Here is a 21,091-nt window from a genome sequence, read left to right as displayed (position 1 = left end):
TTGTAGAAGCTAGTGCAGAGGCATCGCCCGAGGTAGAAGTGCCAGCGGATGAAGTAAAGCCTGCTCGTCCAGCTTTCAGACCGAAGTTTAAAGTTCCAGCAAAAACAGAGGAGGAAATAGCAGAATCTGTTGCAAAGGTAGAACAAGAGGAAATAAAATCGGAGGAAACCAAGCAGGAAGATGCCAATACGAATGAAGAAACACCGAAGCCTCGTCCTGTATTTCGACCAAAATTTAAAAGACCAGAATAAGGTTTTTGAACTAGATATTTGATTAACCATAAATCTCAAGAGTTTTGATACAATTTGTATTTATAGCTTTCATGGTATTGACCTTAGCCTCGGCTTTGGTTGTGTTATTTACCAAAAATGTTTTGTATGCAGCTTTTAGCCTGCTTGGTACATTTTTAGGAGTATCGGCATTGTATGTATTAGCAGGGGCAGATTTTTTGGCTGTAACTCAGATATTAGTTTATGTGGGGGGGGTATTAGTACTCCTAATTTTTGGCGTAATGCTAACAAACCAACAGGGAAACAAAAGTAGAGGACGCAACGATATTACCACCGAAAGCTCCAATCGCATTCTGGGACTCTTGGTCATGTTGGGCTTTAGTGCTACTTTGCTGTATACCTTCGGTAGAGCCAGATTCTTAGAAATACAAGATAATTTGTTTGAGATAGTAGAACCTTCTTCGACAATACAAACCATAGGGGCCGAATTGATGACCAATTATGTATTACCTTTTGAAGTCTCAGGAATATTATTGATGGCAGTACTAATTGGAGCAGCCTATTTGAGTACCAAAACTAAAAATTAATCAATTCATGGATAACAGTTTTTTGCCGTACTACTTGCTCACAAGCGCCTTATTGTTTAGTATCGGACTAGCTTTGGTGGTTGTCAAACGAAACATTATTGTGGTATTGATGGGTATAGAATTAATGCTAAATGCAGTCAATGTGAATTTGGTGGCTTTCAGTAAAAATGATCCTAGTCTTCAAGGCCAAATTTTTTCACTATTTGTCATCGTTGTAGCGGCCTGTGAGGCTGTTATTGCCCTAGCGATTGTTTTGAAAGTTTATGAGCATTTTCAATCTGTTAATCTCGACGAGATAAATGAGTTGAAGAAATAGATTCTTTCAATTACCCTTCTCTCTTTTGTATTCAAGCCTGTCTGCCCAGGTCTGGTATATATAACTTCATCAATATAGTAATAGGTAGAAATTACTTTTATTTAAACAATGGCAAAAAGTAAACCAGTATCCGAATCGCTTACTACCATGACCGAAATGATTTTTCCAAACGATACCAATACGCTTGGAAATTTGATGGGTGGAAACCTCATGAGAATGATGGACGTAGTAGGGGCTATTTGTGCACAAAAACATTCGAACCGAATCGTCGTGACAGCTTCAGTTGACAATGTATCGTTTAAGGAGTCTATCCCACTTGGAAGTGTAGTAACGCTTCAAGCCAAAGTGACTCGTGCATTTAGTTCTTCGATGGAAGTGGTGATTGATGTGTGGGCCGAAAATATCCCAGCAAAAGAAAGAGTTTCGACCAATAAAGCCTTTTTTACTTTTGTAGCAGTAGATCAATCTGGTCGCCCTATTGATGTGCCACAGGCTGTACCAGAAACAGAGGATGAAATTGCCTTATACGAAGGAGCTTTACGTCGTCGTCAATTGCGTTTGGTATTGGCGGGTCGTATGAAAGCTCAAGATGCTGTCGAATTAAAATCGATTTTCGAGTAATGATATTGCATAAATTGCTCAATTTGAGTGATTTGTGATTGAGAAAATGAGTGATTATTATTTGAATATAGATAAAAATCACTCATTCACTCATTCTCAAATCACTCAATAGTTTCCACTCTTTCTGAAGAAAAAGCAATAGGCTTTTCCTTAAACAATGCCTTTGTAGCGGTCCAAGTTTTTTGGAAAAGTTCTGAATCACGATAGTGATTCAAATGGTTTTCGCTTTCCCAATAACTGTATGTCATAAAGACATTCGGTTGGTTGGCATCTTTCAGTAATTCAAGATGAAGGCAGCCTTCAAAATGCCGAATCTTGTTTTTGGAGCTATTAAAAATTTCAAGAAAATCATCTACTTTCTCTTCCTGAAAAGTCATTCTTACTATTCTAATAATCATCTTTTTCTTGGGTTTTGTTTTGTTATAGCTGTTGGTTTTTGGTTTACGGCTGTTGGTAAGCTGTACTATTAGGTAAAAAGTCGTTAAAGTATCTTATATTTCTTTAGCTTTCGGCTTTCAGCTTTCAGCATTCGGCAAAAATATATCTATTTTTTACTAAAAAACGATTTGACACTCTTTGCGTTAGCTGTTTCAAGTTTAAGAACTTGGAACGCCCAATAAAAAGCAGTCTCTGACTGCGACCTTGCTCAAACTGAATATCCTAAAGTATTCAATCTTTGGTATTGACTATGCTAGTGGTGCAGTCGCAGACTGCACTTGATTTATTGTTCCAAGTTGGTAAACTTGAAACAGCAGGGCAAAAATATATCTATTTTTTACTAAAAAACATTTAAACACTCTGTGCCTTGTGCCTGTTGCCTTGTCCCTAAACACATAAATCAAATCTTATTCTGCACGATTACTTAAAAGAATTATTTATTTTATTCTAAACTTTTCCATGCCTTTGCGGTCTTGTAAAGTCACGAATGCTTCTTTTTGATTTGGGCTAAATACCAGATTGCTGGTTTGTTTTCCTTTGGTAGTAACTTCTTTGATTTGTTGTCCTGAAGAATTGAAAACAAGAATTTTACCTAATCCCCAACGAGTTACATACAGTTTTCCTGATTTATCACATTTCATGCCATCCAAACCGCCGTCTTTGAATGAGGTAAAAAGACGTTTGTTACTGATATTTCCCTGAGCATCAACATCAAATGCCCAGATATTTCGCTGGATACTTTCGTTGACGTACAACGTTTTTTCATCTGGACTCAAACAAATTCCATTGGTTGTACCCATGTCTGACGACAACAAATGTGAAGAGCCATCAGTATCAATTCGCCAGATTTGACCTGTGCTTTGTTTCCAATTGGGGTCACTTGCAAAAAGAACATTCTTACGAGTAATACAGATATCATTGGGTTGATTGAAACGCTCATTGTGGCTAAATACCGATACCTCTTTGGTCTGCATATTTACCTTCAATACATTATGCCCTGAGAAATCTGCCAAATACATAGCACCTTTATCATCAAATTGAATAGCATTGGCGGTACTTCCTTGTGGTAAAGTAAGAAATAATTCACAAGAGCCATCAGGCATTACCTTGGCGATTGTGCCATCTTTTTGGAAGTTTACCACATACAATTGTCCTTTGGAGTCAAAGTTGGGGCCTTCAATGTTTTGAGTAAAAAGATTTTCCTTGGTGAAATCTTGTGCTTGAAATAGAGTTTTGGGACTACAAGAGGAAATTCCAATAGCTGCAATAGCGCAAGCGAGGTAAGTTGACTTTAACATAGTTGATTAGAAAAAATTGGATAGTAGCTTCGAATATACTGGTAATAGGGGAGAATTAAAAGAATTTGAAAGGTTGAAGAGTTGAAAATTGAAGTTGCGAAAAAATAGTACTGAAATACAGTTAACTCCTTTTTTCATTTGTAGATATTAATACAAAACAAGATTGTATAGTTCGGCTTTCTGAAATTAGCAATGGGCATTCGGCAAAGTGTTTTATGGTTGCCCAAAGAGTATTTTTACCGAATGCCTATTGCTGCCGACTGAAAGTTTAAAAGTAAAATACCTTTCTTTTTTAAGAAATAGAGAAGCTTATATTTCTTAAATCCAACATCTGATACTGGCGCTGTACGAGGGGTTCTAAACTATTTCAGATTTGGGATTGCGGAATTCGGAAATAAGGTTAGATACCTTTAATTTGTTAAGAAATGTAAAAGCTTATACTTCCGAAATCCAACATCCTATGTCCGAACTAAACAGTTTTTAATGATTCAGAATTTACCCATTGCTTAGTATTCTGTTTTATCACTTTTATCTTTCCAAAATTGAAAAGCTTTTTGAGCTTCTTCGCGACCAAGCGGAATCATCTCGATTTTACGTTGATGTATCGGTAAGGGAATTTCTTGATAAATAAAGGCGTCATCGAATCCAATTTCTGCGGCGTCCTCACGTGTGTTGGCATAATACACCTTGCTAGGGCGAGCCCAATAGATTGCCCCTAGGCACATAGGACAAGGTTCGCACGAGGTATAAATTTCACAATCTTCTAGTTGGAATGTTCCTAAGTTGTTACATGCATCTCTAATGGCTACTACTTCAGCGTGAGCCGTTGGGTCATTCGAAGAAGTTACTTGATTGAATCCTCTACCCACAATTTCCCCATTTTTGACAACCACAGCACCGAAAGGGCCACCTTTGCCATCGGCAGAACCTTTTAAAGATAGCATAATAGCTTCCTGCATAAATTTTTCTTTTTGCATAAAATCTAAAGAGTTTGTTTCATGAAATTGCCGAATAGCTACAGTATTGTTGTATCAATCGATTGTTTACATCGAATTGGCTAAACCAACAACTTGCTTCTGCACTACAGGCTTAGTGCCAAAAAGGCAACTTGGCAAGATACAAAAAAAAGCTTAAAAAGGTCTGTGAGGCAAGAAGCGAAAAAACGCTAGGAGTGAAATTTGATGAGATGTGACCAAAATATATTCTTTTTGAAAGAATACATTCAAAATCATGTTAACCAAAAAGAAATAAACTGCAAACTTTCTTCGGTTGAGTGTATATTATTCCAAATTTGCCTAATTTAGATGCAATTTATGATGCCTAAAGTGGAGCTCCGTAATAAATACTCAAATTATGGTTCTATTTTCGATTCATAAATTGTAAATTGCAACATCATTTGAATTTTTTGTCGAGTTATCGAGAGCTCAATGGCTCAAAAAGTAGACGAATTCGATAACTTTCCCCAATCATATCCCTTAAACTGTAACCGAAAGATGTCTTATCAAAGAAAGACCAAGATTGTAGCTACGATTGGCCCAGCATCAGAATCACCAGAGATGTTGACCAAGCTTGCCCAAGCAGGTGCAAACATATTCAGACTTAACTTCTCGCATGGTACTCATGAAGACCACCTTCAGAGAGTAAAGAACATCAGAGCTGTCTCTGAAGCTTTAGGTACAAACCTAACGATACTTCAAGACTTACAAGGTCCGAAAATTCGTACTCAGCTTGTTGAAAACAACGGTGTAGAATTGATTCCAGGCAAAACCCTTACTTTTGTAATGGACGAAAACGTTGTGGGTACTTCTGAAAGAGTAGGTACAACTTACACGTCAATGTACTTGGATGTAGTGCCAGGTGAGCGTATTTTGATGGATGATGGTAACTTAGAAGTAAAAGTATTAACAGTTGATAAAGAGAAGAAAGAAGTAGTTACTGAAGTGATTTATGGTGGTATCTTAAAATCTAAAAAAGGTATCAACCTGCCAGGTACAAAAGTTTCTTTACCATGTTTGACTCCAAAAGATGAAGCAGATTTGTATTTTGGTTTGGACAATGGTGTCGACTGGGTTGCGCTTTCATTCGTGCGTAAAGCAGATGATATTTATGATATCAAACAAAAAATTGCTGCTTACGGAAAAGATACAAAAGTAATTGCTAAAATTGAGAAGCCAGAGGCGATAGATAACCTTGACGAAATCATTGCTGCTACAGATGGTATCATGGTAGCACGTGGTGACTTGGGTGTTGAAATGGATGGTGCTGAAGTACCTCACTTACAACGCGTCATGGTAGAAAAATGTACTCAGGCTGGAAAACCAGTTATCGTGGCAACACAAATGTTGGAGTCGATGATATCAAATCCAGTGCCAACACGTGCTGAAACGTCTGACGTTGCCAACGCCGTATTGCAAGGAGCATCTGCTACTATGTTGAGTGCTGAGTCTGCTTCAGGAGCTTATCCCGTAAAAGCTGTCGAAACTATGGCTCACATCCAAGAGGTGGTTGAAGAGCAGCAAAATAAAATCGAAATCGTAAAAGGTGACGAGGCTGCTATTTATTTCAAAAATCACTCTTTGTCAAACAACAACTCTAAGTATCCATTAAACGACCGTATGATTGCTAGTGCATGTCGTTTGGCTCGTGATACGAAAGCGGAAGCAATCCTTTGCATCACAAACAGCGGTTATACAGCATTCCGCTTGTCGGCGCACCGTCCAAAAGCTAACCTTTATGTGTTTACTTCAAACAAAGCTATTATGACTGTAATGGGCTTGTTGTGGGGAGCTAAAGTATTCTACTACGAAGCCGATGGCAAAGATGTAGAAGCTACCGTAAATGGTATGACGGATATCTTGGTTGAAAAAGGTTTATTAGCAAAAGGAGATACTTATGTAACTACCTTGAGTGTGCCTTCAAACAAGGATTTGAAAACTAATACTGTACAGTTAGGTGTAGTAGAGTAATCTTAACTTTACATAACATAAAAAAGACGTATCCTTCGGGTACGTCTTTTTTATTATTATCTTCTTCAAAATTACAGATTTTTGAGTTACCAAATGGTGATTTTTGAGTCGTAAACTTAATATTTATGGAGCTTATTGGGAGATGAGGAGGTGGTGGTTGTATTTTTGCAAGAAAATACTATTTAAAACTGAGCCTTGTAAAAAATCAGTTGTAAGAGGGGAAATAAAGAGACTGTCGTTATTTCTTATTAGACGGTAGGTATATTTGGCAAGAAAGTTGTTAATTTTATCCATAAAATACATGATAGTCGTGAGAAATGGGATTTAACACAATTATTCCTAATACAACTTGGTAAAACTTCCTTAGCAATCCTCATGGTTTTTAGTGTTAATTTTTAATCATTTGAAGAAAAAATTAACATTTTGAGCAGAGAAGATTTTTTGAATCTTTTTGACCAAAAATAGGGCTGAGATTTTGAAATAATCATGGCGCACGTAAACAAAATGCTAGAGAATTTACTATATTAGCAATAAATCCGAGGTATTTTTTAAAATATCAATCCTGATTAGTTCACAGGTGTTGAACTGTTGTTGTTAATTAATTGAAAATCAGTTACTCAGGTATGGCTAATAGACTGCCTTATTCTCCAAGAGCTGGTAACCGCCATTATCACGACTTGTTAAATTTACAACCGATGAGTAAGAAAATTAAAACCATCTTGGTCGACGACGAGAGGCTCGCGCGTCAAGAGCTAAAGTACTTGTTACAAGAGTTTTCGGACATTCAGATTATAGATGAAGCCGAAAACGTAGATGAGGCTTTGGAGAAAATACACCGACTACAGCCAGATTTAATTTTTCTAGATATTGAAATGCCTGAAAAAAATGGCTTTGATTTATTAGAAGAATTAGAGTTTGTGCCAAAAGTGGTGTTCGTGACGGCTTACAACCAATATGCCATCCAAGCATTCGAATCAGAGGCGATGGACTATATCCTAAAGCCTACAAAGACAGAGCGTTTGGCTAAAACTATTGAAAAGGTTCGTTCCGAAATTCAGCAAGAAAGAGCTACTGCAGCTGTTTCAGAAGGTCGATTGTCTCCTGACAAACGTATTTTCTTGAAAGATGGCGAAAAGTGCTATTTCGTAAGACTGTCTGAGGTATTCATGATTGAATCTGTTGGTAACTACTGCCGTTTCCATTTTGGCAATAATCGCCCGATGATTCACCGTTCGTTGAATAAAATCCAAGAACGTCTCGACCCTACGATTTTCTTCAGAGCAAATCGCCAGCAAATTATTAATACTGAGTATATCCATGATATTGATTCCTACTACAAAGGTGGAATGAAAGTGGTGTTGAATAATGGTATCGAATTAGAAATTTCGACCAGAAACTCAGTAGCCTTCAAAGAAATGATGGGAATCTAAGTTTAATATAGACAGCTCATATCTATGATTATAGCAATATACAGAGACTAAATGTGATTCTTGCAATACAATATTTCCAGGGCTTGGTAGCTATTGCTATCAAGCTTTTTTATTGTTGCCTCAATTCTTTCCTGACAATTATCTTCTCACAACTGAAGACTTTTCTCTAATTTTGTCTCTATGCGTATTTTTAAAACACTTTATAATATCTGGGCAGCGTTTTGGCTGATATTTATTTTTTTACTTCTGTTTCCTTTCTTCTGGTTATTTCTGCAAAAAGAATCATGGAAGCCTAAAGCTCACTATCTAAATCGTTTGTGGGGGAAACTATACTTTCCGATGATTGGAGTACCTATTCGTGTTGAATACCGTTTTCAACCCGATACCCAACAAGCCTATGTCTTTTGTGCCAATCACTTTTCGTATTTGGATATAGCCGCAATGGGAGTAGTGTTGAAAAACTATTACGCATTTGTAGGAAAAAGCGCGATTAAAAAAGTACCTCTGTTTGGGTATATGTTTTCAAAACTTCATATTCAGGTAGATAGAGAAGACCGTAGTAGTCGTGCCAAATCGATGACTCGTTCGATTAGAGCTTTGCAAAATGGTAGAAGTATCGTGATTTTCCCTGAAGGTGGCATTAAATCTAAAACGCCACCATTGATGCACAAACCTTTGAAAGATGGTGCGTTTGTGATGGCTATACAGCAACAGGTGCCCGTTGTACCTGTCACTTTTGTGAATAACTACAAAATAATGTTTGATAGTAACCCTTCCTTGACGCGTATGCCTTTGAAGGTGGTTGTTCACGAACCAATTTCTACGCTGGGCAAAACACAAGAAGATGTTGAAGCATTGAAAGAAGAAGTATTTCAAGTAATTCAAAGTACTCTTCTGGCATACAACTCATAATATTTATTAGTTTTTGAAGTACGGATATTTGAATGAGACAAGGTCGTCCGTTTTTAGCACCGATTACTCAACAAATTTGCCAATTATCCACAAATGTTATTTTTAGAACTAATTCTTTATCTTAATTTGCATCAAAAGATTAAAGTTTTCTGAATCTAAAAACTAAAACTGACTATGTACTCGCACGAAATTGATTACAAAATTATTGGTGAAGATATCCAAATTGTAGAGATTGAATTAGACCCAAACGAAACCGTGATAGCCGAAGCAGGCGCCATGGTTTATATGGAAGATGGTATTACCTTTGAAACCAAAATGGGCGATGGCTCTAATGCAGACAATTCTGTTTTGGGTAAAATCTTCCAAGCTGGTAGTCGTTTATTGACGGGAGAGTCGTTATTTATGACGCACTTTACCAACCGTGGTTATGGCAAGCGTAAAGTAGCTTTTGCAGCGCCACATCCAGGTACAATCGTTCCTATTAATTTGGCAACCATGCCAGGCAATACTTTAATTGCTCAGAAAGATAGTTTCTTGTGTGCCGCATTGGGTACAAAAGTATCTATTACTTTCAACCAACGTATTGGCTCTGGTTTCTTTGGTGGTGAAGGTTTTATTCTTGAAAAATTACAAGGCGATGGTTTGGCCTTTGTACACGCTGGTGGTACAATTGTAGAAAAGTACCTGAACAACGAAACCTTACGAATTGATACAGGTTGTATTGTGGCTTTTGAACCAACCTTGAGCTACGACATTCAGCGTGCAGGTAATTTGAAATCAATGGTTTTTGGTGGAGAAGGGCTATTTTTGGCTACTATGCGTGGTACAGGGCGTGTTTGGATTCAATCAATGCCTCTTTCAAAACTTATTCGTACTCTTTCGCCGTATGGTCAAAATACCAACAAGGAAGGCGGTTCGGTATTAGGCGGACTGGGTAATCTGTTTGAAGATTAAGCGTGGACATAAATTTTGCAATAAAGTTTATCTAAGAACGTTTCTTCTTAGATTTTATACTTGAATGATGTAGTTTTGCAAGTATTATCAGCCTGTTTGAAGCGACTAGCTATTTGGAACAAGGCACAATCACCAATAACTACTTTTGTAATGAATCTCAAAAAAATTCATACATATACAATTCAAAGAAAACCTCATGGTCTGATGGCTGTGAGGTTTTCTGCTTTGTTAGTACTCCTTTTGATGAGCGTATCGGCTTGTCGTCAGAAGAAGGATGACGATGGTTTTACTCCCAAACCCAAAGGTTATAATCGTATTGATTTGCCCAAAGCTGAATACCAAATGCTCGCCGAAAAGCATCCCTATAGCTTTGAGTATTCTAAACATGCAGTCATAAAACCTGATACAGTTAGATGGGCAGAGCCACACTGGATTTATATTTATTATCCAGAAATGAAGGCGATGATTCAGTTAACCTATAAATCTTTGAATGGCGACCAAAAAAAACTGGCTAAACTGATTGACGATGCCCACCGTTTGGCCGCAAGACATAATATTAAGGCTTATTCTATCAAAGATTTGGTGATGAAAACTAAGTCGGGCAAAACGGCTAAATTGATAGAATTAGAAGGAGAGGTACCAACGTATGTGCAGTTTTATACGACTGATTCAACAAAGCATTACTTACGTGGTGCTTTATATTTCAATACTGCCACCAAAAGTGATTCTTTAGCTCCTGTCATTGACTATCTCAAAACCGACGTCATTCGTTTGATTAATACTTTGCAGTGGCATTAGAGAAGTTGTGAATTGCGAGTGAAGAATTGTGAATTATTTTAACAAGACTAGAAAATGGTAGAAGGTTTATGCTAATTCAAAAAATAATTCACAATTCACTCATTCAAAATTCACAATTAATGAATCGGTACTACCAATTTTATACTGATGTTTCGTCCCATGTTATAAACCCCACGCCTTTGGGTAGCGAGGTTGGTGTCGAGGTATTTGAGGCGGCTTTGATGGTTTTGATAAGCTAGGTCAAATAGGTTGTTGACATTGATATAGATGGATGCAATGGTCTTTTTATCTTTGTTTCGCCAAGTCATACCCGCTCCTAAATTTACTAGGGAATAAGCTGGCGTCATCGTTTCTGTATTGTAAGCCAACAGTACCTGATTTTGGGTTTGATGATGTTCTAATTCTGCCAAGAAATACACATTTTCTATATATTTTCCCCAAGCTTTTTTATTCCATTTTACTTGACTAATCCAGCGTGCTGGTGGCATAAATGGTAAATATTTTGACGAATCATTAGTAGCTTGTTGGTTAATACCTTTTACCATCGAATAACTTTGGTTGAGGCTCAACCAAGGTACAGGAGTAAAGTTGACAGTTGCTTCCAAACCTTGCAGTAGGGCATTGCCTTGTACATATCTAAACACAGGTACTTGGTTAATCAAAGAGTCTTTACCATTCTGCGTCTGAACTCTCTCCGAATAAGTATAATGCTGAATTTGGTTTCTAAACCAGCTTACATCCACATACCACTGACGGTTTTCCCATGTAAAACCCAAATCTGTTTGTAAAGAAACTTCTGATTTTTGATTGATATTCCCAATTTCATAACGAAAAGTCCCTGCATGTTCGCCGTTGGATGATAATTCAGGAACAGATGGCGCCCGAAAGCCTCTCGCCACATTGCTACGCATACTTAGATTGGAGTTGAATTTATATACTAGTCCCAAGCTACCAGTTATGTTACTGTAAGAGCTACGTAAACCACTAAAACGTTCTTCGATTGCACCGTTAGGAGAGGTCTGAAATTTGCCATCCGCATCTACGTAAAGTTGTGCGATATTTAATTGGCGATGGTCATAGCGAAGTCCTCCGCTCACAATCCAATGATTCCATTTCTTTTTTGAAAAAATAAAAACTCCTTTATCTGCTAAATCAAAATTAGGATATAGCGTTTCATTACCCTTGTTATTCATATTTTGCCATAAGCCATTACTCCCAACGCTAGTTTCCCATTGGTTACGCTCAGGCAAATGAAGGCGAATATCATAGTAATAGTTTTGCAAAAAGAAATACAAATCTGGCTCAAAAGGCTTGTATATATTGCCGTATTCACGACGGTGATTTTGGGCGTAAGAAAAAGTGAGGCTCAAAGAAGAAGCTCCTAGTTGAAACAAAGAGTTACTCGTTAATTTGTAATTACTCAATGCTTGTGAGTTACTAGGATTAATCGCTCTACTTTCAAGTTCTTGGGGCGATACGGTCAATAGTTTTTCTTCACCATTTTCCAAAATAGCTTTTACAAAACGCCCTTGTGTATCGCGCTGTCCATCGATGATATTGATATTTTGTCCAAATTTTGAAAAGTACAAACGGGAATATCCCCATTTTTTTTGAACTCCCACTATTCCCGAAAAATTAAGTTCATTGAAGTTTGAACCCCAAACCCTGCCATCATATTTATTTTGATAGTTTTGAGCATCTTTTAGGCTAAATCTCGCCTGCCAAAGTAAGCCATTTTGGTTGTGAGCTAAAGTACCAGATACCCCATGAAATCCTTGATTGCTCTGAAAATTATATAAAATATTTCCAGCTAATGAGGTGTTCTCGGGAGGTAAAATAGAAATGACAGACATCACCCCACCAATACCATCCGAGCCGTACATCAACGAACCTGCTCCTCGAATAATCTCATATCGATCGATTGAATATTCGTCGATATGTAATGAATGTTCTTCACCCCATTGATTATCCTCTTGTCGTACTCCATCATGCATCGTAATCACTCGATTAAAACCCAGTCCACGAATAATAGGCTTCGACAACGTGGCACCTGTAGTAATTTGCGACATGCCAGGGAGTTTACTAATAGCATCCACAAGGTTGGTACTACCCGATTGTAGCCATTGTGTTTTGGAGAGTGCAGCAATAGGAATAGGACTTTCTTTAACGACCGTTTTGCTTGCCGAGCCAGAAACAATAACTTCTTCGAGCGAAACTGCACTCGGCGTAAGCTTAATATGTAGCGTAGTGTCAGTGTGAAGATTGATTTTTTGTGTATAGGTTTTATACCCAATATGACTTATTTGTAGAGTATAGGTGCCTTTTTTAAGGTCATTGAAGTAAAATTTACCATGCTGTTGACTCAAATTTCCTCGACGCAATTCAACAAGGTAGAGATTAGCACCGATGATTTCTTCTTGATTATCGGAGGAAATAACCTTTCCTTGAATTTGTACCTGTGCTTGGCTTATCACAGAATACAACAATAGACCCAAAAGTGGTAATAATTTTTTCATGAGAGTGAAACAAGAGTTTTTGTATGGCTTAGATAGTTCTAATAACTGGCTACAGTTTAGTTTTGGTTTATTTAATTTTTAGGTTTGTCTAAAAATTTCAACAAATATAGGCTAAAAAATATATTTGTCAATACTTATCTCCTTAAAAATCAGAAGAGATAAAGATTGTAAAGTCAGCTTGATTGTATCAAATTGATTTTTACTTGGTATTCCCTTACTTTCTGCTTTGTTTTTTACTTAAGAATTTTAACTTTGTAAAACGAGCTCAGTTTAATTCATCAACATACGACACATGCAGCAAGATTTTTTTGCCAAGATTGTTGACTATCGCCGTTCGGTTCGAGTATACGATGCTCAAGCCGAAATAGACGAACAGGTTATTCAGAAAAGTTTGGAGCTAGCCACACTTTCGCCCAATAGCAGTAATATGCAACTTTGGGAATTTGTGTGGGTAAGTAGTCCAGATAAAAAGGAGGCTATAGCCAAGGCTTGTTTCAATCAGTCTGCCGCTCGAACAGCCCCACATCTTATCATATTTTTAACCCGCCAAGACCGTTGGAAAAATATGGCGCAATGGAACTTGAACAATCTCAAAGAGCAATTTCAGGGAAAAGAACTCACGGGTCGTGACAAGCGAGCCATGGATTATTATGGCAAACTGATGCCTTTATTTTATCGCAATGACTGGTTTGGCTTTATGACTTTGCTTCGCAAACTTATCATTTTAGTCAAAGGATTTAATCGACCGTTTTTGAGGGTTTCGTCCCATGCCGACCAACGAGTGATGGTGCATAAGTCATGTGCTTTGGCTGCACAAACATTTATGCTGAGTATGGCCTCGCAACAATATGATACCTGTCCGATGGAGGGTTTTGATAGTCGTTTGGTCAAAAAATTGATTGACGCCCCAGCAGGAGCCGAGGTCTGTATGATTGTAGCTTGTGGAAAGGGAACGGAAGAAGGAGTTTATGCAGCCAGAACAAGAGTACCATCAGAGGAGGTCATTCGGAAAATATAGTAAGTTAGTGGGCAAAATTAGAGCTAAGTTTTGTGTTTTAGGCACAAGGCAACAGGCATAAGGCAAAGAGTGTTAAAATTTGTTTAATGACCACAGACATGCTTATTTCCAAAGCCCATTTCCCAAAGCACAAAAATTAAATTTTATTTTGCCACTAACTTGAGTAATCATTCAGAATTATATTTAAGTTATGTGTTTAGGCATTAGGCAACTGGCAAAAAACATTTTAACACTCTTTGCCTTGTGCCTTGTGCCTGTTCCCTAAAACATATAAATCTAATTTTGGTCAATTACCTAATACCAAAGTCCACAACATTCACTTTACTAAAACTAAAACTTACCTTTATTTATGAAAAAATGCGTTTTGCTTGTGCTTTCGATGTTATCATTCGCAAGTATGGCACAAAAAAAGAAAGCTGCTACAGCAAGTCCTTTGGAAGCTGATAAGCAGGCTATGATTGGTAATCTTGACAAACGATTCGATGAATATGCCAAGATTTCAAAACAAATTTGGGATTATGCTGAGCTGGGCTACATGGAGGAAAAAAGTTCTCTTTTATTGCAAGAGCAATTGAAAAAAGAAGGCTTTCAAGTACAAGCAGGTATAGCTGGCATTCCTACTGCATTTGTGGCAACTTACGGCTCGGGCAAACCTGTAATTGGTATTTTAGGCGAATATGACGCTTTACCGGGCTTGGCGCAAGAAGCTACCCCAGAAATCAAACCTATTCCAAATCAGAAAGGAGGACATGGTTGTGGGCATAACCTTTTTGGTACGGCGTCGGTGGCAGCGGCTATTGAAGTAAAAAACTGGTTGCAAAAATCTGGCAAATCTGGTACTATAAAAATATATGGCTGTCCAGCCGAAGAAGGTGGTTCGGGCAAAGTATATATGGTGCGGGAAGGGTATTTTAATGAGGTAGATGTAGTATTGCACTGGCATCCAAGTTCAGCGAATGCAGCGGATGCAAGTACTTCGTTGGCCAATAAAAATGCGAAATTTCGTTTCAAAGGCATTGCATCGCACGCTGCGGCTGCACCTGAGCGTGGTCGTTCGGCACTGGATGGGGTAGAGTCGATGAACTATATGATTAATATGATGCGTGAGCATATTCCTCAGGATACGCGTATTCATTATGTAATTACCAAGGGTGGTGAGGCGCCAAATGTAGTACCAGCTTATGCCGAGGTATATTATTATGCGCGTCATAAAGACAGAGCAATTTTACAAAGTATTTGGAAACGTATCGAAAATGCGGCTCAAGGTGCGGCATTAGGTACAGGCACAAAAGTTGAATGGGAAGTGTTAGGGGGTGTTTATAACCTTTTACCTAATGTAACATTAGCAACGCTTGTTCATCAAAATATGCAAAAAGTAGGAGGGGTTGTGTATAATGAGGAAGAGAAAAAGTTTGCAGAGAAAATAGCTGAAACCTTAGGGGAGCAAAAGCAAGATATCAACAATGCTGCCAAGATTAAAAATTTTAGTGATGCTTCAGAAAGTGCCACATCGAGCGGTTCGACCGACGTAGGCGATGTTAGTTGGGTAGTGCCAACGGTTGGTTTAGGAACTGCCACTTGGGTGCCAGGCTCATCGGCGCATAGCTGGCAATCTACTGCCGCAAGTGGGATGTCGATTGGTCAGAAAGGAATGATTGTTGCAGCAAAAACACTCGCAATTACTGCCCTTGATTTGATGAACGACCAAGCAACGATAGATAAAGCGAAAGCTGAGTGGCTAGAAAAACGTGGTGGTGCTGATTTTAAATATGAAGCATTACTCGGAGACAGAAAACCTGCCTTGGATTATAGAAAATAAGCATGCGTAATCTCCCTTTAAGTCATTGGTGATTGAGTACATGAGTGATTTTTCTGAAATTAGCAGAGTAATTTTAAGAAGGCGGTCGGAAATTGTTTTTCGATCGCCTTTTTCGATGCTATTAGGCTAGATATGAATGGCTTAAGACGCAATCATTGCGTTTCTACTGATGCAATACAAATTTTTACATAATCCCTCACTCGCTTAATCACTAAATCACCACATTAGATATGGTATAGGGTTGTAAGAAAAAATCGATGTAAATAATGACATTTTTGAAAATCAATCGTTTCTAATTAGACAATATTAATTCTCTATTTCAAGCTAAACGATTTAGGCTTTGGTAAACTAAAGGATGTTTTTTTTAACCTAAAACTTATTACCTTTATTCTAAAGCCTCACAATTAAAGTTTCATTTTACTCATTCTTACTTATGAAAACACTTGGATTCCTTTGCGTTATTTTACTACTTTTTATCGGTTCTGTTACAGCTCAAAACACCGTTAGTCTCGAAGACCAAAGCAAGATCAAACAATTGATTGATAGTGAATCTAAAGCGTTCTATGCCAAGGATTACGAAACATGGATGACGCTTTATCGCCAAACGCCACAGACGTACTTTGCCCGCTACGAAAAAGGCCAATTGATTGTGAAAGATGGTTGGGATGCCTTGAGCTCTTGGGCGACTACTTGGTTTAACGAAGGCAAAAAAGGAGCAAAGCCAACGTTTGCTAGAGAAAAAACAAATTTTAGGAAAGTGAATCCAACTTATGTATGGGTAACTTATAAGCAAGTAAAAACGCTTGATGGTAAAAAAGAAACTTCTCAAGAGTTAAGAATTGTAGAGCTGATTAAGGGCGAATGGAAAATGGTAAATCATACCAGTATGCCAGCCTCAACAAGTTCTGTCAAAGAAGAATTACCGATTCCTGAAAAAGATAAAAAGCCCTCAGCTAAGTCAGAAAAGAAACAGTAATAGTCTCAGCCACTGGGGCGTTTGTCTCGGTGGTTTTTATTTTATTGATAAAAATATTAAAAATATAGAGTATATAGATTAATAATTTTTAACCTTCTAACAACTTCTGTTGTAACTTTGTAGAACTTTGTTATTAAAGAAATCAAGTTTTTAACTCTCATTCCAATCACATGAAGTATTATTTTACAATCATTCTTCTGCTATTAAAAGCGTTTGGTGTCGATGCTCAGACCATTAAAGGTATTGTCAAAGACGCTAAAAATACTCCTATTACTGGTGCGAGTATTACTCAGAAAGGTATCAATAATGGGACAACGACCAATCCCCAAGGCGAATTTACTTTACAACTGAAAGCTACAGCTAGTTCACAAATCATCGTCTCATTTGTAGGGTACTCTTCTAAAATAGTCGATACTAAAGGGAATACCTCTCTACAAATTGTATTGGAAGAAGATAACCAACAATTAAACGAAGTGGTAGTAGTAGGTTCGCGTAGCGCTCAAAACCGCACTGTAACCAACTCGGTGGTTCCTGTAGATTTGATTAGTTTGAAAGATATTCAAACGACCAATCCTCTACTGAATGTCAATGATATTTTGAATTACCTCGTACCTGCATTCAACTCGAATCGCCAATCAGCATCAGATGGTACAGAGCATATCGACCCAGCGACCTTGCGTGGACTTGGCCCTGACCAAGTATTGGTATTAATTAATGGGAAAAGAAGACATACTACTTCGTTGGTCAATTATCAAAATACCGTCGGAAATGGTTCGGTGGGTACAGACTTGAACGCTATCCCAGTGTCTGCCATTGAGCGCATCGAAGTATTGCGTGATGGAGCTTCAGCTCAATATGGTTCGGATGCCATTGCAGGGGTGATTAATATCGTGTTAAAGAAAAATTCAGGCTTTTCTGCCAACTTAACTGGTGGCACAACAACACGTGGTGACGGTCAAACAGTCGATTTTAATGCTAATTATGGTACTTCATGGGGAAAAGATAAAGGCTATTTGAATTTGGCACTACAAGCTAATAGCCGTCAAGCGACCAATCGCACACAAAACCACGACCTGATTATTTTTGACCAATCAGCACTTGGAAATTTCTTTGCGTATGATTTTACAGAAAATCCTGCTAGTTCTCGTGCTTATGATGATGCAGAATTGAAGAAAAGAGGATTAACTCGTGATGATTTTAATTTTAGAGTTGGTGATGCCAAAATCCAGAATATCCAAGGTTTTTTGAATACAGGTTACAAGTTGAGTGAAAAGGCTGAATGGTATGCTTTTGGTGGATTAGGTTTGCGTAAAGGCACGGGTTATGGCTTCCGCCGTTTGCCAAGCGAAGAGACAGTTGTATTAAGTTTATATCCAAATGGTTTTCAGCCAGAGTTACATTCTGACATTGTTGATGCGTCATTTGCCACAGGTGTAAAGTTCAAATTATCAGAGTCGAGTTTATTGGATGTGAGTAATACTTTTGGCTCCAATTCATTTGCCTATCATGTTCAAAATACCAATAATGTTTCATTAGGTGATAAAAGTCCAAGAGCTTTTGATGCGGGTTCACATAGTTTTTCTCAAAATACCATCAATGTTGACTATTCAAAATACTTCAATACGGTATTGAATGGATTAAACTTTGCTGCTGGAGCAGAATTACGTTTGGAGAATTATCAAATCAAAGCAGGAGAGGAGGCTTCTTATATAGGAGGAGGAGCTCAGTCATTCCCAGGATTTAGTCCTTTGAATGCTTTGAACAAAAGCCGTAATAGCAAGGCGCTTTATACCGATGTAGAAGTAAATCTTTTAGAAAATCTGACAATTGATGGCGCACTTCGCTATGAGGATTACAGTGATTTTGGAAATACTTTCAATGGTAAAATTGCAGGCCGTTACAGCATCACACCCGCTTTTGGTTTGAGAGGTTCGTTTAGTACAGGTTTTAGAGCACCGTCTTTGCAGCAACAGTATTTTAACAATATTGCTACTGATGTGGTAGATGGTGTATTATTAAATTCTGGAATTTTTAATAACGATAGTCAAATTGCAAAAACTTTGGGTATTCCAAAACTGAAGCAAGAGACCTCACAAAATGCCACTGTAGGATTTACGCTTTCGCCCGACAAAGCATTTTCGTTGACGGTTGATGCGTATCAAATTTATGTGGATAACCGTATTGTATTGACGGGTAACTTTGGTAATGACGTTTATGGCGATGAAGTTCCCGAACTACGAGCACTATTTGCAACCGCTGGAGCTTCGACTGGACGTTTCTTTACCAATGCCATTAACACTCGTACCAGAGGAATTGATCTAGTGCTTTCGCACAAAGCTAAACTTGGCAAGGGGTCTTTATTGACCTTCTTATCGGGTAACTTTAATGAAAATAAGGTAGTGTCTGTCAATAAGCTTTCAGATAAATTGGTAGGTCAAGAAGATATTTACTATGGTCCGCAGGAAAGAAGCTTAATCGAAACCAATTCACCAAAAGTAAAAGGTACCTTACAATGGGTGTATAATCTTGATAAATGGACTTTCATGTTGCGTAATACCTATTTTGGACAAGTAACACGTAATGGTTTCCCTTTTGGTGGCGAGCAAGTTCATAGTGCCAAAATTGTAACCGATATGACTGCTTCCTATAAATTAAGCAAGCATTTGGCGGCGACTATTGGAGCGAACAACTTATTCGATATATTCCCTGATAAACAAATTTACGAAAACTCGTATTTTGGTGTATTCAAATACGCTCCTGTGCAAATGGGTACAACAGGCAGATATGTTTTTGCAAGACTGAATTTTACTTTATAAAAAGTATTTAGAAAAAGGAATAAAGGCACAAAGTGTAAAACGCTTTGTGCCTTTATATTTGAAGAAATATTCGCAATTATTTAAAGAAATTAGCCTATGTCGCACAAAATAGGATGGAAAACCGCCACTATGTTAGTTATCTCCAATATGGTGGGAACGGGCGTTTTTACGAGTTTAGGATACCAGTTAGTCGATGTACAAAATGTTTGGAGCATTGTATTGCTGTGGGTATTGGGAGGTATTTTGGCACTGATTGGTGCATTTACTTTTGCCGAACTAGGAACGCACTATAATGAATCTGGTGGCGATTATATTTTTGTCAGTAAAGGTTTTCATCCTTTCTGGGGATATCTTACGGCTTGGGCTTCTTTGATTGTAGGTTTTTCGTCTCCTGTAGCTATTGCAGCGCTTGCCATGGAGGCTTATTTGAGTCCCTTTGATATTCCGAATTTGCGTTGGTATATCGTTTTATTGATTATTTTGATTAGTCTATTGCATTCCTTTTCGCTCAAGCATAGTAGTATTTTTCAGAATATTACTACCATCGTAAAAGTCCTGTTCATTGGTTTTTTATTAGGAATCGGTATTTGGTATGCCCCTATTCCTCAAAATGCCATCAATGTACAAGTGCCAATTTTGGATGAAATAACCCAAACGGGTTTTGCTGTTTCACTCCTTTATGTGACCTATGCTTACACAGGCTGGAATGCTGCGGCGTATATCGTAGGCGAAATCCGAAACCCAAGCAAAGATTTACCCAAAGCTTTGATTTTTGGCACTTTGGGTGTGATTATCGTCTATGTTCTTTTGCAGTTAGTATTTTTGAAATTTGGAACCTATGCTCAATTGAAAGGGCAAGCCGAAGTCGCAATTTTAGCAACTCAGAATATTTTAGGGCCAACGGCCAATAAATGGATAAGTGCAGGGATTGGTTTTCAATTGATTGCGACAATGAGTTCTTATATCTGGATAGGTTCAAGAATCGTACACTCGATGGCGCAACATTATACTTTATGGAAATGGATTCGACCAACTAATAAGCACGATGTGCCAATTCGAGCGATATGGTTGTTATGTGCAGTGATTTTGATTTTGTTGTTGTCGGGTAGTTTACAGCAGATTTTACTCTATTCGTCTTTTGTATTGCAGCTAATGGGAACAATTGCTGTGGCAAGTTTCTTGAAAATTCCTCATGAGGGCGACCGTTTCAGAAGTCCTTTGAGTCCTTATATTCAGTACTTGTATGTAGGATTTAGCATGATTGTTTTGTTATTTATCATGTATGACAAACCTCAAGAAAGCTTTATTGGCTTAGGGATTTTGTTGGTTGGGGCAGTTACGTATGTATGGTCTAAGAGAATGTAAAACGCCAAAGAGCTATTCCTAATTTAGTGAT

Annotated in this window: 17 protein-coding genes and 1 pseudogene; 14 read left to right on the top strand and 4 right to left on the bottom strand. The window is 37.9% G+C overall.

The window, feature by feature from the left end:
* The 4 genes and pseudogenes from ACOVQ4_RS19670 to ACOVQ4_RS19655 form a co-directional block, all read left to right on the top strand.
* A pseudogene (locus ACOVQ4_RS19670) lies at positions 1–251 on the top strand (hypothetical protein); the annotation flags it as partial.
* A gap of 71 nt (positions 252–322) precedes the next feature.
* Complete coding sequence (locus ACOVQ4_RS19665; protein WP_421822309.1) at positions 323–817, top strand: NADH-quinone oxidoreductase subunit J; 495 nt, start codon at positions 323–325, stop codon at positions 815–817.
* Between the two features lie 7 nt (positions 818–824).
* Positions 825–1,133 (top strand): NADH-quinone oxidoreductase subunit NuoK, encoded by a 309-nt coding sequence (gene nuoK / locus ACOVQ4_RS19660; RefSeq protein ID WP_421822308.1) that lies wholly within the window; start codon positions 825–827, stop codon positions 1,131–1,133.
* 108 nt (positions 1,134–1,241) lie between these two features.
* Positions 1,242–1,754, top strand: a complete 513-nt coding sequence (locus ACOVQ4_RS19655; RefSeq protein WP_095160185.1) for an acyl-CoA thioesterase — start codon at positions 1,242–1,244, stop codon at positions 1,752–1,754.
* Positions 1,755–1,855: 101 nt separating this feature from the next.
* Here the strand turns inward: ACOVQ4_RS19655 and ACOVQ4_RS19650 are convergent, their stop codons facing one another.
* From ACOVQ4_RS19650 to ACOVQ4_RS19640, 3 genes are all read right to left on the bottom strand, one after another.
* The gene (locus ACOVQ4_RS19650) at positions 1,856–2,152 is read right to left on the bottom strand and encodes a putative quinol monooxygenase (protein WP_421822307.1); all 297 of its coding nucleotides are present in this window, start codon (positions 2,150–2,152) and stop codon (positions 1,856–1,858) included.
* Positions 2,153–2,629: 477 nt separating this feature from the next.
* The gene (locus ACOVQ4_RS19645; RefSeq protein ID WP_421822306.1) at positions 2,630–3,490 is read right to left on the bottom strand and encodes an SMP-30/gluconolactonase/LRE family protein; all 861 of its coding nucleotides are present in this window, start codon (positions 3,488–3,490) and stop codon (positions 2,630–2,632) included.
* A 506-nt stretch (positions 3,491–3,996) separates the two neighbouring features.
* On the bottom strand, positions 3,997–4,467 hold the full coding sequence (locus ACOVQ4_RS19640) for a nucleoside deaminase (protein ID WP_421822305.1): 471 nt from the start codon (positions 4,465–4,467) through the stop codon (positions 3,997–3,999).
* 516 nt (positions 4,468–4,983) lie between these two features.
* On the opposite strand from ACOVQ4_RS19640, the gene pyk reads away from it, so the two are divergent.
* The 5 genes from pyk (at position 4,984) to gldD (ending at position 10,550) form a co-directional block, all read left to right on the top strand.
* Positions 4,984–6,456: a pyruvate kinase gene (gene pyk, locus ACOVQ4_RS19635; RefSeq protein ID WP_421822304.1), complete on the top strand. Its 1,473-nt coding sequence runs from the start codon at positions 4,984–4,986 to the stop codon at positions 6,454–6,456.
* Positions 6,457–7,079: 623 nt separating this feature from the next.
* Positions 7,080–7,886: a LytR/AlgR family response regulator transcription factor gene (locus ACOVQ4_RS19630; protein WP_229241890.1), complete on the top strand. Its 807-nt coding sequence runs from the start codon at positions 7,080–7,082 to the stop codon at positions 7,884–7,886.
* A gap of 180 nt (positions 7,887–8,066) precedes the next feature.
* Positions 8,067–8,798, top strand: coding sequence for a lysophospholipid acyltransferase family protein (locus tag ACOVQ4_RS19625; protein ID WP_421822303.1), 732 nt, complete (start codon positions 8,067–8,069; stop codon positions 8,796–8,798).
* 174 nt (positions 8,799–8,972) lie between these two features.
* A complete protein-coding gene (locus ACOVQ4_RS19620; protein ID WP_095160179.1) occupies positions 8,973–9,752 on the top strand; it encodes a TIGR00266 family protein in 780 nt (259 codons plus the stop codon).
* A 150-nt stretch (positions 9,753–9,902) separates the two neighbouring features.
* Positions 9,903–10,550: a gliding motility lipoprotein GldD gene (gene gldD / locus ACOVQ4_RS19615; protein ID WP_421822302.1), complete on the top strand. Its 648-nt coding sequence runs from the start codon at positions 9,903–9,905 to the stop codon at positions 10,548–10,550.
* Between the two features lie 116 nt (positions 10,551–10,666).
* Here the strand turns inward: gldD and ACOVQ4_RS19610 are convergent, their stop codons facing one another.
* Complete coding sequence (locus tag ACOVQ4_RS19610; RefSeq protein WP_421822301.1) at positions 10,667–13,066, bottom strand: TonB-dependent receptor; 2,400 nt, start codon at positions 13,064–13,066, stop codon at positions 10,667–10,669.
* A gap of 292 nt (positions 13,067–13,358) precedes the next feature.
* On the opposite strand from ACOVQ4_RS19610, the gene ACOVQ4_RS19605 reads away from it, so the two are divergent.
* The 5 genes from ACOVQ4_RS19605 to ACOVQ4_RS19585 all read left to right on the top strand — a co-directional run bounded on the left by ACOVQ4_RS19605 (position 13,359) and on the right by ACOVQ4_RS19585 (position 21,060).
* Positions 13,359–14,084: a nitroreductase family protein gene (locus ACOVQ4_RS19605; RefSeq protein WP_421822300.1), complete on the top strand. Its 726-nt coding sequence runs from the start codon at positions 13,359–13,361 to the stop codon at positions 14,082–14,084.
* Between the two features lie 349 nt (positions 14,085–14,433).
* Positions 14,434–15,903 carry an amidohydrolase gene (locus tag ACOVQ4_RS19600; RefSeq protein WP_421822299.1) on the top strand — a complete coding sequence of 490 codons (1,470 nt, stop codon included), beginning with the start codon at positions 14,434–14,436 and terminating at the stop codon, positions 15,901–15,903.
* A gap of 433 nt (positions 15,904–16,336) precedes the next feature.
* Positions 16,337–16,879, top strand: coding sequence for a hypothetical protein (locus ACOVQ4_RS19595; protein ID WP_421822298.1), 543 nt, complete (start codon positions 16,337–16,339; stop codon positions 16,877–16,879).
* A gap of 170 nt (positions 16,880–17,049) precedes the next feature.
* Positions 17,050–19,695: a TonB-dependent receptor gene (locus ACOVQ4_RS19590; protein ID WP_421822297.1), complete on the top strand. Its 2,646-nt coding sequence runs from the start codon at positions 17,050–17,052 to the stop codon at positions 19,693–19,695.
* A 96-nt stretch (positions 19,696–19,791) separates the two neighbouring features.
* Positions 19,792–21,060 (top strand): APC family permease, encoded by a 1,269-nt coding sequence (locus ACOVQ4_RS19585; RefSeq protein WP_421822296.1) that lies wholly within the window; start codon positions 19,792–19,794, stop codon positions 21,058–21,060.
* Positions 21,061–21,091: the final 31 nt, after the last annotated feature.

This window comes from Flectobacillus sp. (assembly GCF_049240685.1).
GTDB lineage: Bacteria > Bacteroidota > Bacteroidia > Cytophagales > Spirosomataceae > Flectobacillus.
This window is presented reverse-complemented; position numbering and strand designations above follow the sequence as displayed.